This is a genomic window from Dulcicalothrix desertica PCC 7102 (assembly GCF_003991905.1).
Classification (GTDB): domain Bacteria; phylum Cyanobacteriota; class Cyanobacteriia; order Cyanobacteriales; family Nostocaceae; genus Dulcicalothrix; species Dulcicalothrix desertica.
This window is the reverse complement of the sequence record NZ_RSCL01000004.1, coordinates 123,005-137,590: the sequence shown is the minus strand read 5'-3', so window position 1 is coordinate 137,590 and position 14,586 is coordinate 123,005. Positions and strand designations below refer to the sequence as shown.

The window sequence follows — 14,586 nt, the reverse complement described above, 5'->3', positions numbered from 1 at the left end:
CATGTAACGTCTCTACAAAATTAATTCCTTAATTGTACAGGCATCGCTAAATAGGTCATTTTAACACCGCTAAGGGGTGTGAAAATTACTGGCGTCAAATTTGAGTTTAACTGCATTACTATCTCGGTTGCTGGTAGTGCTTTTAAACCTTCCATTAAATATTTAACGTTAAAAGCAATATCAATATCATCTCCTGATATTTGTGCTGGCATTGGTTCTACTGCACTACCAATATCTGCTGCTTCCACTGATAAGGTTATTTCTTGGGCGCCGCTGTCAATGCTAACTTTAACGATATTATTCTTTTGGTCGGCTAAAACTGCAATTCGTTCTAAAGTACTCAAAAGTTGCTTTCTATCTAAAGTTAGTTCGCGTTGAAACTGACGAGGTAATAGTTGGCGATATTGCGGATACTGCCCATCTAATGTTCGACTCGTTAAACGTTGGTTTTGCCATTCAAATATCGCTTGTCCTTGGTCAAAATGCAGCGCAATAGTTTCTTCAGATTGGGCACTATGTGCTAACATCCGCTCAAGCTCGCGTAAAGCACGAGCAGGTACTGTCACTTCTAACTCAGCATCATTATTATCGTCAGAACCTTCGTTTATTGTTTCCACAACTGCTAAACGGTGTCCATCAGTTGCCGCAAACTCAAGAGCATTAGGTAAAACTTTTAAGTGAACTCCTGTTAATACTTGCTTGGTTTCGTCAGCACTCGTAGCAAATAAAGTTCCTCGCAACCCTTCAATTAACGATGCTGCACTCAAATATATTGGTTGAGTATCTTCAATTACTGGTAACTCAGGAAATTCCTCACCACCCATTGCTCGAACTTTGTAGCTACCACTTCGGGGTGTCAAAGTAACAAGTATACCTTCGCCTGTATTCTCTTCTGTATTAGTTTCATCTTCAAGAGTAATTTCCCCTTCTGGCAACCGCGAGACTATATCATTAAGTAACTTCGCTGGCATTGCGATTGTGCCACTTTGAATAACTTCTGCATTAAAGCTAGTGCGAATTCCTAAACTCAGGTCAAAAGCTGTAATCGTTACAATATTAGTATCAGCATCAGCTACTACCAGCACATTCGCTAGTACCGGATGTGTAGGACGTGAAGGTACTGCACGGCTCGTCAGGGAAAGATTTGTGTTAAGGTCGCTTTGGTTACAAACTAGTTTCATATGCTGAGGATAAAAGTGAGCGCGCGTTTGATATGCCGCAATAAGTAAGACTAGGGTAGTATTGCATCGAAATCAACACTGCCTTACATATCGTCACAGCAACTTAAGATAATAACATCGTATGCCAATTTACTAACACTTATGTACTAATTTTAAAATTAGTTAGTACAGAACAGGCGCCTGAGAAACCTGGTTTCTTTGTTGATAGCATTTAATAAAAATGAATATTTTGGGTAGAAACCAGGTTTCTTTACGTAAGCCTTGATGTATAAAAATATCGTTAATTCTATAATTTAACCTGTAAAACAGCGCATTTTTTGCGAATAATACGTAATTTACTTTTTAATTAGTAATAATATTTACTTTCTTTCTTTATTTCTTTCTTTGTGTCCTTTGTGTGCTTTGTGGTTCATTCCTTCAATTAATAACACGGGCAAGGATGCCCGTGCCACGTTTCTATAATAACTTGCGCGGATTGTTTATTTGAATTTGGTCGGTTAACTGGTATAACTTCTGTTTGAGTGCAGCATCTTTCTTGCGTAGCTGAGTAATTTTGTCACAACTATAAAGTACTGTCGTGTGGTCTTTACCACCAAATTCTTCGCCGATTCTGGGTAGACTTAAATCTGTGTATTGCCGCATTAAATACATGCCAATTTGACGTGCCCAGCTTATTTCCCGGCGCCGCGAGTTGCTTTTCATGTCTTCGATTGATACATTAAAAGTGTCAGCAACTACAGTTAAAATAGCTTCAGGTGTAGCGGCAATTTTTTCTCTTGGTGCCTCTAAAACATATGTAATATTTTCTACCGTCATTGGCAAACCCCAAATGGAAATATACGCTAACGCACGAATTAAGGCGCCTTCGAGTTCGCGAATATTATTCGTATAATTTGATGCAATATACTCGATTACATCCCTAGGCAAACGAATATTGTCATACTCAGCTTTCTTGTGTAAAATCGCCATCCGTGTTTCCAAGTCGGGTTTTTGGATATCGGCAATTAACCCCATTGAAAACCGCGAACATAAGCGCTCTTGAAGCTGGGGAATTTGTTTGGGAGGACGGTCTGAAGCAATAACTACCTGTTTACCTGCTTCATGCAATGTATTAAATGTATGGAAAAATTCTTCCTGAAAACGCTCTTTTCCCTCGATAAACTGGATATCATCGACTAATATTACGTCCGCAGTTCGGTAATAGTCGCGAAAGCTTTGCATTTCTGTGCTTACTGCTGTAGAAAAGTCGTTGATAAATTTCTCGGTGGAAACGTAGAAAATTTTCGAGTCTCGCTTGATGTCCAAGCGGTAATGACCAATAGCTTGCATTAGGTGCGTTTTCCCCAACCCCACACCACCACACAAAAACAATGGGTTAAATTCGCGTCCCGGTGATTCTGCTACTGCTAACGCTGCTGCATGTGCCATCCTATTATTGGCGCCAACAACGAACCGAGAAAATAAATATTTAGGATTTAAGTTTAAATTGTTCGTTTTTGGACTATTTTCTCGAATTCCGATGGAAACTACTCTTGGTGCTGTCTTCTCAACAGGCGCCATATTTTCCTGAGAATGAGAATCGTCAGAGTCAGATGTAATGTAAATTTCTATCTTATAACCTGCGATGTCGCAAACAACATTGGTTATTGTTTCAATGTAATACTTTTGCAGCCAATTGCGGGCGAAAGGGTTTGGGGTACGAATGAACAGGCAGTTATTTTCTAACCGTTCTGCGTTAGCTGTCTTTATCCAGGTTTCAAACGTGGGACGCGATAGTTCTAGCTGTAAACGAGCTAAAACTTGGCGCCACAGGTTGTCTATAGTTAGGGACATCATTTACACCTTTGAATAAAGGTTTTAAACACAGAAAACGCAAAAAGTACTTACAAATCTAAACAAAAGGCCAACCATGCGCTATACCTAGGACTACATGCGCGAGTTGTAATCTTGACATTGACACGTCCTAGTAGGCAATATCCTACCATTACTGACTCACACTGAAAAGTAAATACATTAAAAGCCGCAAATGTACTTACGAGCGAAACAAACTCAGTTTTCCGTAGTTCAATATTGAATAAGAGGTTATATGAAAAAACACACTGATACCAGCAAATCAATTATTATGTCTATCTATAGAAAGAATTATCTTGGATGCGTGTTGCTGTTTGGCGCCGCTTCGATGTCACTAAGTGGTTGTGCCCAGCTTGCCAATAGTTTGAATACTTCTCGAGGTGGAACTGCTGCAACAGAACCAATAGTTGAAGCATCGCCGATTGTAGCTGCACCTCCACCAATTATCTCCACATCTGGAGGAGACCCTAATTTTGTGGTTGGTGTAGTACAAAAAGTTGGGCCAGCGGTAGTACGTATTGATTCATCGCGGACAATATCGCAAAACCCAGAACAATTAGAAGACCCTTTCCGACGCTTTTTTGGCGAAAGCACTCCTGAACCTCGTCAGCGTGTCGAACGTGGTAGTGGTTCTGGGTTTATTATTAATGCTAACGGGCAGATATTAACAAATTCTCACGTGGTAGATGGTGCAGACTCGGTAACTATTACACTTAAAGATGGTCGAACTCTCAAAGGTAAGGTGTTGGGTGAAGACCAAGTAACCGATGTTGCGGTAGTTCAAATCGAAACTAATAATTTACCAACGGTAGCATTAGGTAATTCTGAAAAACTACAACCAGGTGAAGCTGTTATTGCTATTGGCAACCCCCTTGGCTTGAATAATACAGTTACTTCTGGAATACTTAGCGCCACAGGTCGTTCGAGCAGTGATATTGGCGCCACCGATAAGCGTGTAGACTATATACAAACAGATGCGGCGATTAACCCAGGAAATTCGGGTGGTCCTTTACTTAATGCACGCGGCGAAGTTATTGGAATGAATACTGCTATTATTAAAGGCGCCCAAGGTTTAGGATTTGCAATTCCAATAAATACAGCACAACGCATAGCACAAGAATTAATCGCCAAGGGTAGGGTTGACCACCCATATTTAGGAATTCAAATGGTGACTCTCACCCCAGAAATTCGCGAACGAGTTAATGCACGATTAGGTATTAATTTATCAACCGACAAAGGCGTATTATTAATAGATATCGTACCTCGTTCACCCGCAGCAGCAGCAGGTCTAAGAGCAGGTGACGTAATTCAATCAATCAATAATCAACCTGTAAGTAAAATTGAAGAAGTTCAAAAAATTGTAGAAAGTAGTAAAATCGGAAGTCCATTACAAGTGCAAGTTCAGCGTAACGGTCAACTTACTCAAGTTGCCGTCAGTCCTGCTGCTTTCCCCGTACAACGGCAAGCTAGACAATAAATATAAATGTATACTTTTATCCCCCAACCGGGGGATAAAAAGATGTTAGATTTTCATCTAATTTGTTTGAATTAATAAAATTATGTATCTCTTTCTTAAGGTATATATCTAAAGTTTGAAGGAGTTTATAAAATGAGCAAGTCGTTATCGATTATTAAGCTAGGCAATCCATTATTACGTCAATCATCGTATGAAGTTAACAATGTTAAAGATACTCGCATTCAAAAGCTAATTGATGATTTAATGAAAACTCTTACAGAAACAAACGGTGTTGGCATTGCGGCGCCTCAAGTCGCAGTTAACTATCGCTTGTTTATTGTAGCTTCTCGCCCGAACCCCCGGTATCCAAATGCTCCTTTTATGGAACCAATCGCTATGATTAATCCTAAGATAATTGAGCATTCTGCGGAAACAGTTAAGGGTTGGGAAGGGTGTTTGAGCGTTCCTGGTATTCGCGGACTCGTGCCGAGATATCAGTCGGTTACTGTGGAATATACTGATATAACTGGTGATTCAAAAAATGTAAAGCTAGTGGATTTTGTCGCACGTATTTTTCAACACGAGTATGACCACCTTGATGGCATCGTCTTTTTAGACCGCGTTGAAAGTACAAAAGAGTTAATATCCGAAGAAGAGTATCAGAAACTACAGAATTCGGATAAACTATGATTCAAAAATAATTGTTAAAAGTAGTGACAATTACAAACTTATTAAGTTAAACTTAATAAGTTGTTAACCTCATTAGATGCAGGGTTATCGGGTAATAGCGTAAAATGACACAAACCATTAGTAGTCGCGAATTGAGTAATCAGAGAGATGATCCTCCTGATGGAGTCTCAATTAAGGTGCAAAGCGATGAATTTTATCAAACCATACAAAAAGAGGCACAAGCAGTGCAGCAAGGTGTGGCTTATTTGCAAGTGGTTCATGTAACAGCAGAACGAATTAGAATTCGTGCAACTGAGAGTAGTACAGAGTTGTTACATACTCTTGTAGAAGAATTGCGAAAGCTAAAAGGAATAAAGCAAGTTACCTGGAACGAGGAAACGCAAAATTTAGTCATTGCGTTTGACAAAGAGGTACTAGCACAGTCGCAGCTATTAGAAATTTTAGAAAAATATGGTGTCCGCCGTTTGAGCGAGCCAGATAATAAGAATAAGGTAGACCCCTTCGCAGCGTGGAAGTCTGTTGAATTTTGGAAAGAGCAAGGAATAGATTTAATTCCTTTACTTACAGGTTTAGCCATCACATCCAGACTTGGAGTCACTGGTTTAGCATCAATTCCAATTTGTATGTTGACATCTGATGTAACAAGGCGTACAATAAGTAGTTTCCGAGAAGCTTTAAAAGCTGAACCAGAAAATAAAAACGAAGGTAAATCAACCAATCGTACATCTCAACCCTTGGTGTCAAAAGTGGACAAAACATCTACTATTGAACGGAGTCTGGATGATGTTGTAACTAATGCTAATGTAGATTACAGCATTATGCATTCGATTCCGGGAAGAATTCGATTCAATGTACCTCGAATAGGCAAAGATAAAGCTTATGCACGGCGCCTAGAGAATATGTTGAATAATGAATCAAAAGCAACCAATGTGCGACTAAAGACTGACGCAGCGTCAATTGCAATTTCATATCAACCAGCATCATTAGATGTGTCTTATTGGGTTAATTTAATTCAATTGGCATCAGAAAGCAGGAACGCAGTTTCAACGACACAACCAGTTGAACAGCAAATAGAAAAAAAAATTGACAATAAAAATATAGTCCTATCGCGACCACAAACAGTGGAAGCAGAAGCTGTCATTAAGTCAATAAATCAGTCAAACAACGGTATGAGTCAGCTAAGTGCATCCGACGCAACTTTAGGAGCAACAAGCAACGGAGTAAGTTCATTAATTGCTGACCTAAAGCCACCTTTTATTAACGTTTTAATCGACGTAGTAGCTCATTATCCGATTAATTAGTTTCCTCTGTAAAGTTCATCAACACAAGGACAAATCATAAATGACAGGTTTGTACTTTTTCAAAGTTCGATTGCACGATATCTCAAGGCTTCTGCTTTGAGTAAAATCGAATAAGATTTTTCTATAGATTTCTACAATCAAATAGAACAACTAAATACAATCAAATATTTAATTGAGTCCCAGGTAAGTAGAGTTGATAACTCATCTCAATACTGCTTTTAATTGTTGTCTTTTTGTATGTAGATTACCAAACTAAATTTATCCTCATGCAGGATAGGTCATAGTTTGTTACTAGCTATTAGCTACTAGCCATTTGTTTATTAACAAGCGGCCAAACTGTTCACCCATTTTTTATGACATTAAAAGAGCAATGGTTCAAGCAAAGATATTACCCTCCGCCGTTCAGTCTTTGAAGGCGGCACCTCCTGACCATGTACAGTCAGGCAAAGTAACTTTAGTCAAAAATACTAAAAGTTCGAGTCGTCTCAAAGTATATTACAGCGTCATCCATGAAACTCCAGGAAGACTGCGCTTACGAGTTCCACATTTAAAAGAAGATGCGGAGTACGCGCAAAGATTGCTGAGTTTAATAGAAGCAGATAAATATGTAACAACCGTAAAGGTAAAACCAGCAGCAGCATCGTTAACTGTAAATTACGAACCTAGCTTCGGAAACACAGCTTTAATGCGCGCACACATTGGTCATATTTTGCAAGCTGCCACAGATGTTGCTGTTCTCAAGACAAAAAAAGCTTCTGCACCTGCTTCTGAAGAAGAAAACGGAATTCCAAGTTGGAAGTTTTCAGCAGTAGCAGCAACCTTAGCTGTCTTAGGTGGGCCTCTTGGTTTATCAATATCACCATTATTAACTGCCTCAACCATTGCTTTAGCGACATTACCAGTAGCCAAACGCGCATTTTCAGCAATTTACAACGAACGTAAATTCAATATCGAATTTCTCGACTTTATGGCAATAGCCATAACCACCGTACAAGGTCAATTTCTCACACCTGCGCTAATGCTTGGGTTAATTGAAATTGGAGAGAATATTCGCGACCGTACCGCGCGTTCATCTGCACAGCAAACTCTCGACTTACTCTCATCATTAGGAAAATTTGCCTGGGTAGAACGTGATGGCGAAAAAGTACAAGTTCCGATTGAAGAAGTAGAAAAGGGTGACACTGTTATTGTGTATCCTGGGGAACAAGTACCTGTAGACGGCACTATCTTACGTGGTCAAGCTTTATTCGACGAGCAAAAGCTTACAGGTGAATCAATGCCCGTAAGTAAGCGTGAAGGGCAAACTGTTTATGCATCAAGCTTAGTTCGCGAAGGTCAAATATATATAGTCGCAGAGCGTGTAGGTAATGATACTTGCGTAGGTAAGACTATTGAGCTTATGCAACAGGCACCTGTTCATGATACTCGTATGGAGAATTACGCAGCAAAAATAGCAGAAAAAGCAGTAGTACCAACATTATTACTCAGCGGTTCTGTATTTGCACTGACTAGAAACCCAGCACGTGCAGCTAGTATTCTCACCCTTGATTTTGCAACAGGCATTCGTGTATGCGTTCCCACTACAGTTTTAGCAGCACTTACGTATGCAGCACGTCGAGGCATTTTAATTCGGAGTGGACGCGCATTAGAACAGCTAGCAAGCATTGACACCATAGTATTCGATAAAACAGGTACTTTAACAAAAGGTGAAATTGGTGTCACTAATGTTAGAAGCTTCAATTCAGAAGTATCTGCAAATTATGTACTTGCTCTAGCTGCCACAGCCGAAATGCGTTTAACACACCCAGTTGCAGAGGCAGTAGTACGTCACGCCGAACAGGAACAAATAGATTTTCTCACCCGTGAAAAGTGGGAATATCAACTAGGTTTAGGTGTAGAAGCTATTATTGACGGAAAATTAGTATACGTCGGTAGCGAACGCTTTTTACGTCAAGAAAACGTTGACATGTCAGCACTTGATGCTTTAGAAGAAAAAGCTGCATCTGCAATATTTGTTGCCACAAATGGAGAATTACAGGGTATAATAGAACATAGTGATGTAGTTCGTCCTGAAAGCAAAAAAGTAGTTCAATCGCTGTTAACAGTTGAAGGTATAGATGTTCACATGCTTACCGGAGACAACAAACGGACGGCAAGCGCTGTAGCAGCAGAATTAGGCATTTCTCCAAAAAATACCCATGCCGAAGCATTCCCAGAGCAAAAAGCCGACGTAGTTCGAGAGTTGCACGCATCTGGTAAAACAGTCGCATTCGTTGGTGATGGGGTCAACGACTCAGCCGCATTAGCATATGCGGATGTTTCAGTGTCCTTTGCTAACGGTTCCGATATTGCGCGCGAGACAGCAGACTTAGTGTTAATGAACAATGACTTGCAAGGTTTACTCGAAGCCATTGAAGTTGCTCGTAAAGCCAAACAGCTCATTCAACAAAACACAAGTATTATCGCCATACCTAATCTTGCCGCATTGGTAGTAGCAGCGATATTTGGACTTAACCCCCTCACAGCTACCGTTGTCAACAATGGTTCAACAGTAGTTGCAGGTGTTAATGCCTTACGTCCAATGCTCAAGAAGAGTGCTGAGTAATGAGTGCTGAGTGCTGAGTTAGTAGTTTTAACTGATTAATAACTCCTTGCTTGCATTTAATTCAGTACACAGAGAGATGAAGTAGTTGTTTCAACGACTATATACTAGACAGCTTTATCACAATTAATTAATCGATTGGAGGAAAATCGAAATGGCTAAAATCACAGATTTCGTTGAAGATGCAGGCGCCCCTGGAATTATCGCTGGTATTGGTGCAGTATTACTGGCGCCCGTTGTTATTCCAGTAGTAGCAAACGTTGGTAAACCATTCGCTAAAACCTTAATTAAAGGTGGCATAGTACTGTACGAAAAAAGCAAAGGCGCCTTTGCAGAACTTGGTGAAACCTGGGAAGACATGGTAGCTGAAGCAAGAGCAGAAATAGCTGATTCAAAACAGCTCCCCGCTTTTGAAGCAAGTGGTCATCCAGAAACACACGACCACGACCACGGTTAGGTAAATTCCTTTGTGGAACGGGCATCCTTGCCCGTTTAATCTTCAAAGTGTTTACTAAAATGCCCATTAATACTAAGGCAGAAAAAAATGCCTAATACTAGCGGCGGGCAAGGATGCCCACCCCACAAGAAAATTTTGATACTTTTTATTTACAAGTTTCCCAAAGGCAGTAAATGTCCTTAAACGGCAACTGCCTCTTATTATTTCTTAATATTAAAAAATGTAAAGACAAAAAAGTAAGTGGGGCTATGGCTCACATACATTTACTTAAAAAATAAAATAGGATTTTTATATCAAGCGAAAAAATCATGATAGAGGGCAGCACAATGTCAAAAAACGGATTCGTTAGTACATCAAAACCACCAAAAATAAAACCATCAAAACCAGTCAAACTCGAACAACCCGCAGTCTTAGATATTACTGCCGAAAACATTAAAAATACTGCTCAAATCACGGCAAAATTAATTAGCGACACACCAGGAAGATTACGCTTGCGAGTAGGCAACAAACATCGCAAAATCGAAGAAATGCAGCGAATCTCCAGCGCTTTACAATCGCATCCCAACATCAAACAAGTACGTACAAACGTATCACAAGGTAGTATAACCATCCAGCACGAAGGTGAAGATAGTTTAGAAAACGTACACACCGCACTTCAAGACCTAGGAATAATTTTTGGTGATATCGGTAGAGGTAAATCTGAAGTAGCAGATGGAGTAGCTAGCACAGTAATTAATTTAAACAAACAAGTCAAAAAATCAACCGATGGAGTAGTTGACTTGCGCTTTCTGTTTCCATTAGGACTAGGTTGTTTATCAATTCGCAAACTCATGCTTCAAGGTTTGCAGTTAGATATTATTCCTTGGTATGTACTCGCTTGGTATTCGTTTGATAGTTTTCTGAAGTTGCACGCCTCAAGTTTGGCGAAAGAAGAACAGTAATATATTTTGAAACTTCTCCCCCAACCCCTTTCCCACAAAGAGAGGGGAAAATTCTTGTATTGAAATTGTAGCATAGGCGTCTCGCCTGTGCAGTAGATATAATCTTCTTTACCACAGAGACACGGAGTTCACAGAGAGAAATTGCCTCTATAAAGATTGTAGGTTGGGTGGAGGCTTTGCGTAACCCAACAAAGCTTTATGATTGTTGGGTTTTCATAAGCGAGAACTCCGAAGGGCGTTCCCTCAACCCAACCTACGAATTTTTATATTTTTAGCTATTCCTTGTAGTATTCGTAGCGTAGGCATCTCGCTTGTGCATTGAATATAATTATTATTTACCACAGAGACACAGAGTTCACAGAGAGAATTTGCCTCTATAAAGGTTTTTATCGTAGCAAAGTTAGTGAGAGACAAGAGTAAGAGAGATTTGCTTTGAGGCGCCGGAAGCGTTCCTAATTGATTTGTCAAAAATAACGTTGGTGTAACGAACCGCAAAGGACGCAAAGTACGCAAAGCGAAGAAAGAGAAATGAACCACATTATCCGCAGGATTTCCCGCTTTCTTAGACACAAAGGACACAAAGAAAGAATTAAAAATTATTAATAAATATACTTTTGAGGCCCCTAGACCCAGTAACATAACCAAAATAAAAGATTTTGCTTTGATACAGGCGCATCTTTAAATAATTTAGTAAAAAGGCGCCTATTAAATATAAAGTACTAAGATAAACTTTTTTGGTCTATTATAGACTAAATATAACGCTTTAACATTAATTTAGGATGCTGTGAATTATCAAACAAAGTTTATTGAGTACGGTAGTGATGAGTACTACCAAGCTGCTCAACTTCGATATCGTTTATTTTATCAAGAACATAATATCCCGTTTGACTCAATTTTTGAGCCTCAAGAAAAACAGGATTCGCATGTTGCTATTATAGCTGACCCAGGAAACAGTGTTATAGCTTATGGTCGATTAGGTCAAAACAGTTTACAGGAGTTTCAAATTTATCAAATGGTTGTTATGCCTGAGTTTCAAGGACAAGGGTTAGGAATGAATATTCTTCAAACTTTGAGCAAAGTAGCACTTGAGCGAGGTGCAAGTCTGTTAACTCTCAATGCTAGGACTACAAAAGTACAATTTTATCAAAACGCTGGCTTTGAAACTGTTGGCGAAGTTTTTTTTTCCGGTACAACTGGTGTGCCGCATATCAAAATGCAAAAAAAGTTATAAATTGAAAATGGTTTGCACTTAAGAATGTTGATTAGAAGATTTAAAACCGTATCTAAAGATTTGGTCACGGTAATAGCGAGAGTTCCACTCACAAATTGGTTTTCCAACTAGTGTTTCCCATTTACGTAGCGCTTCTTCTAACAATGGTTGAGTTTTTGCTGCATAGTAGTGATTATCTTGCCAATGTAAACTTAGCTGGTCTAATGTCCTTTCCACCCAAATATCTGTTGAAGTTTCAAAGCTAATGCTACTGTCTGTTGGTATTAACACTTCTTCATTATCTTCTGATGGTTCGATTACAAAGCCAAAATAAAATGTTGCTGCTTTAGGTATACGAAAAGAGTTTGATATATTTCTGTTTATTATATTTTTTGGCTCTTCAATATATACATGTAAGTCGCAGTCAATAAAAATCGTGGTAAATAAACACGTTTCTGGATTGTTTAAAGACAATTTTAGTTCTTGGAAAATCTGTGTATGACTTTTTCCTTGAATAATTAAAACTTCTCCCTCTTGTGCTTTTTCGATTTTGCCATTTAAATCAAAAATTATAGTACTATAACGAATCTCTATCGGTGTACACAACTTTTCAAATGCAGATAAAAATACTTTAATTAACTCATAAACATAATTATTTAAATAAGGTATATTTTGGTCATCAGGTACGCCTAATTCGATATCCCAAGAGCCAGTTTCTTCTTTAAATCCAAATGTGTCAGTTTTGTATACAATATCTTTAAATTGACTTTTCATTTTAGTATCTCACTAAAAGGTCTATTAACATTTCCATCTGCTGTACGTACCATGAAGCTTCTTTTTAAAATGGTTTTATCACTTATCGTTTCTGGGTAAATTATCTCTAAGTAATCAATATTCCTTAATTGAGCATCGCCAACGAAACGGTTGCCTTTCATTTTACCATTAAGATATCTTTCAAAAAAGGCGTTTCTCCGAAGTCTTCCAATAAAAAATATCCAATTACTTTTGTGGGATGGGCTTCTAGCCCGTTCATCAAGCAAGGCGGGCAATCTAAAGCCCACCCCACAAGATGGATACAACATGGTAATCTGACAAGTGGAGGGTTTCGGCGCCCAGAACCAGGAGTAACGGCTATGAAGAAGCTGATTAATAAACCTGAAGACTTTGTACGCGAGAGTCTAGAGGGAATGGCAATTGCACATGAGGATTTAATAAAAGTTAACTTTGACCCTACTTATGTGTACCGCGCGGATGCACCAATACAGGGTAAGGTGGCTATTATTTCTGGTGGGGGTAGTGGTCATGAACCGATGCATGGGGGGTATGTAGGTATGGGTATGCTTGATGCTGCTTGTCCTGGTGAGGTTTTTACTTCCCCAACTCCTGACCAAATGCTGGAAGCTGCAAAACAAGTTGATGGCGGCGCCGGGATTTTATATATAGTTAAAAATTACAGTGGTGATGTGATGAACTTCGAGATGGCTACTGAGATAGCTTACTCTGAAGGTATGCGCGTGCTTAATATTTTGATTGATGATGATGTGGCTGTTAAGGATAGTTTGTTTACTCAAGGGCGCCGAGGTGTTGGAACTACAGTACTAGCGGAGAAAATTTGTGGTGCGGCGGCGCAGCAAGGGTATGATTTACAGCAAGTTGCTGATTTGTGTCGCCGAGTTAGTTTAAATGGACGCAGTATGGGTATAGCTTTGTCTTCGTGTACTGTTCCTGTACGGATGTCTCCAACTTTTAATTTAGGCGCCTCGGAAATGGAGGTGGGTATTGGGATTCACGGCGAACCTGGCAGAAAGCGTATAGATATGTTGCCCGCGAATGAGATAACATCGATGTTGGCTTTGTCGATTCTCGATGATGGTGCGTATAAGCGTACTGTCCGCGAGTGGGATGTGGATAATGGCAAATGGGTTGATGTGGAGTTGTGTAGCTCACCTTTTCAAAAAGGCGATAAATTTTTAGCTTTTATTAATAGTATGGGTGGAACCCCTATTTCAGAACTTTATATTATCTATAGAAAGTTAGCTCAAATTTGTGCTGGTAGGGATTTACATATCGTTCGCACCTTGATTGGCCCCTATATTACTTCTTTGGAGATGCAAGGTTGCTCAATAACTTTACTTAAATTAGATGATGAGATGATTAAGTTGTGGGATGCTCCTGTAAAAACTCCAAGTTTTTGTTGGGGGGTTTAATCAAAATAGATAATTATAACTAAAACGTTGAATGAACACTGAACAAGTTTTGCGGTGGTTGCAGCGATTTGCAACCAAAATTGAACAAAATAAAGAATATTTGACTGAATTAGATGCTGCTATTGGTGATGCTGACCACGGTATTAATATGGAGCGTGGCTTTAAAAAGCTACTCGTTCAATTGCCGACTTACTCATCTAAAGATATTGGCAGTATTTTAAAAGCGGTAAGTATGACTTTAATTTCTAGTATCGGAGGCGCCAGTGGGCCGTTGTATGGTACATTTTTTCTGCGCGCTTCGGCTGCTGTCGCTGATAAGGATGAACTTGATGAGCGTGATATGTTAGACCTGCTCAAAGCTGGTTTAGATGGAGTTATGGAGCGCGGTAAAACTCAGCTAGGTGATAAAACTATGCTTGATGTACTTTACCCAGCAGTAACAGTTTATGAAAAAGCTGTAGGTGAAGGAAAACTAATGCGTGTGGCAATGCAACAAGCAATAGATAGGGCTGAACAAGCGCTTCAAGAGACTTCGATGTTACAAGCTAAAAAGGGTCGTGCTAGTTATTTGGGTGAACGTAGTGTTGGACATCAGGACCCTGGCGCCGCTTCATGTTTCTTAATGTTGAAGTGTCTTTGCGATAGTTTGTAAGAATGAAAGAATACTCGTTGTAAGGACTTCAGTCCTTA

General features: G+C 39.4%; 12 protein-coding genes. 9 read left to right on the top strand and 3 right to left on the bottom strand.

Annotation, left to right across the window (positions count from 1 at the left end):
* Positions 1-20: 20 nt before the first annotated feature.
* Together dnaN and dnaA are read right to left on the bottom strand one after the other, a co-directional pair.
* Positions 21-1,181, bottom strand: a complete 1,161-nt coding sequence (dnaN, locus tag DSM106972_RS09820; RefSeq protein ID WP_019494879.1) for a DNA polymerase III subunit beta — start codon at positions 1,179-1,181, stop codon at positions 21-23.
* Positions 1,182-1,637: 456 nt separating this feature from the next.
* Positions 1,638-3,014, bottom strand: a complete 1,377-nt coding sequence (dnaA, locus tag DSM106972_RS09815) for a chromosomal replication initiator protein DnaA (RefSeq protein ID WP_127080809.1) — start codon at positions 3,012-3,014, stop codon at positions 1,638-1,640.
* Positions 3,015-3,303: 289 nt separating this feature from the next.
* Between dnaA and DSM106972_RS09810 the strand changes: the two genes are divergently transcribed.
* The 7 genes from DSM106972_RS09810 (at position 3,304) to DSM106972_RS09775 (ending at position 11,710) form a co-directional block, all read left to right on the top strand.
* Positions 3,304-4,509: an HhoA/HhoB/HtrA family serine endopeptidase gene (locus DSM106972_RS09810; RefSeq protein ID WP_170213567.1), complete on the top strand. Its 1,206-nt coding sequence runs from the start codon at positions 3,304-3,306 to the stop codon at positions 4,507-4,509.
* A 132-nt stretch (positions 4,510-4,641) separates the two neighbouring features.
* Positions 4,642-5,178 carry a peptide deformylase gene (gene def, locus DSM106972_RS09805; protein WP_127080535.1) on the top strand — a complete coding sequence of 179 codons (537 nt, stop codon included), beginning with the start codon at positions 4,642-4,644 and terminating at the stop codon, positions 5,176-5,178.
* Between the two features lie 104 nt (positions 5,179-5,282).
* Entirely contained in the window at positions 5,283-6,479 is a 1,197-nt protein-coding gene (locus DSM106972_RS09800) for an HMA2 domain-containing protein (protein WP_127080534.1), read from the top strand.
* Positions 6,480-6,849: 370 nt separating this feature from the next.
* Complete coding sequence (locus DSM106972_RS09795) at positions 6,850-9,084, top strand: heavy metal translocating P-type ATPase (protein ID WP_127080533.1); 2,235 nt, start codon at positions 6,850-6,852, stop codon at positions 9,082-9,084.
* 151 nt (positions 9,085-9,235) lie between these two features.
* A complete protein-coding gene (locus DSM106972_RS09790) occupies positions 9,236-9,538 on the top strand; it encodes a DUF5132 domain-containing protein (RefSeq protein WP_073620646.1) in 303 nt (100 codons plus the stop codon).
* A gap of 326 nt (positions 9,539-9,864) precedes the next feature.
* Positions 9,865-10,479, top strand: coding sequence for an HMA2 domain-containing protein (locus tag DSM106972_RS09785; protein WP_233787715.1), 615 nt, complete (start codon positions 9,865-9,867; stop codon positions 10,477-10,479).
* Positions 10,480-11,263: 784 nt separating this feature from the next.
* The gene (locus tag DSM106972_RS09775) at positions 11,264-11,710 is read left to right on the top strand and encodes a GNAT family N-acetyltransferase (RefSeq protein ID WP_127080530.1); all 447 of its coding nucleotides are present in this window, start codon (positions 11,264-11,266) and stop codon (positions 11,708-11,710) included.
* Between the two features lie 18 nt (positions 11,711-11,728).
* Here DSM106972_RS09775 and DSM106972_RS09770 read toward each other — a convergent pair whose 3' ends face one another.
* Complete coding sequence (locus tag DSM106972_RS09770) at positions 11,729-12,463, bottom strand: hypothetical protein (protein WP_127080529.1); 735 nt, start codon at positions 12,461-12,463, stop codon at positions 11,729-11,731.
* 359 nt (positions 12,464-12,822) lie between these two features.
* Between DSM106972_RS09770 and dhaK the strand changes: the two genes are divergently transcribed.
* Both dhaK and dhaL read left to right on the top strand, forming a co-directional pair.
* The gene (dhaK, locus tag DSM106972_RS09765) at positions 12,823-13,896 is read left to right on the top strand and encodes a dihydroxyacetone kinase subunit DhaK (RefSeq protein WP_127080807.1); all 1,074 of its coding nucleotides are present in this window, start codon (positions 12,823-12,825) and stop codon (positions 13,894-13,896) included.
* Between the two features lie 31 nt (positions 13,897-13,927).
* Positions 13,928-14,548, top strand: a complete 621-nt coding sequence (gene dhaL / locus DSM106972_RS09760) for a dihydroxyacetone kinase subunit DhaL (RefSeq protein ID WP_127080528.1) — start codon at positions 13,928-13,930, stop codon at positions 14,546-14,548.
* Positions 14,549-14,586: the final 38 nt, after the last annotated feature.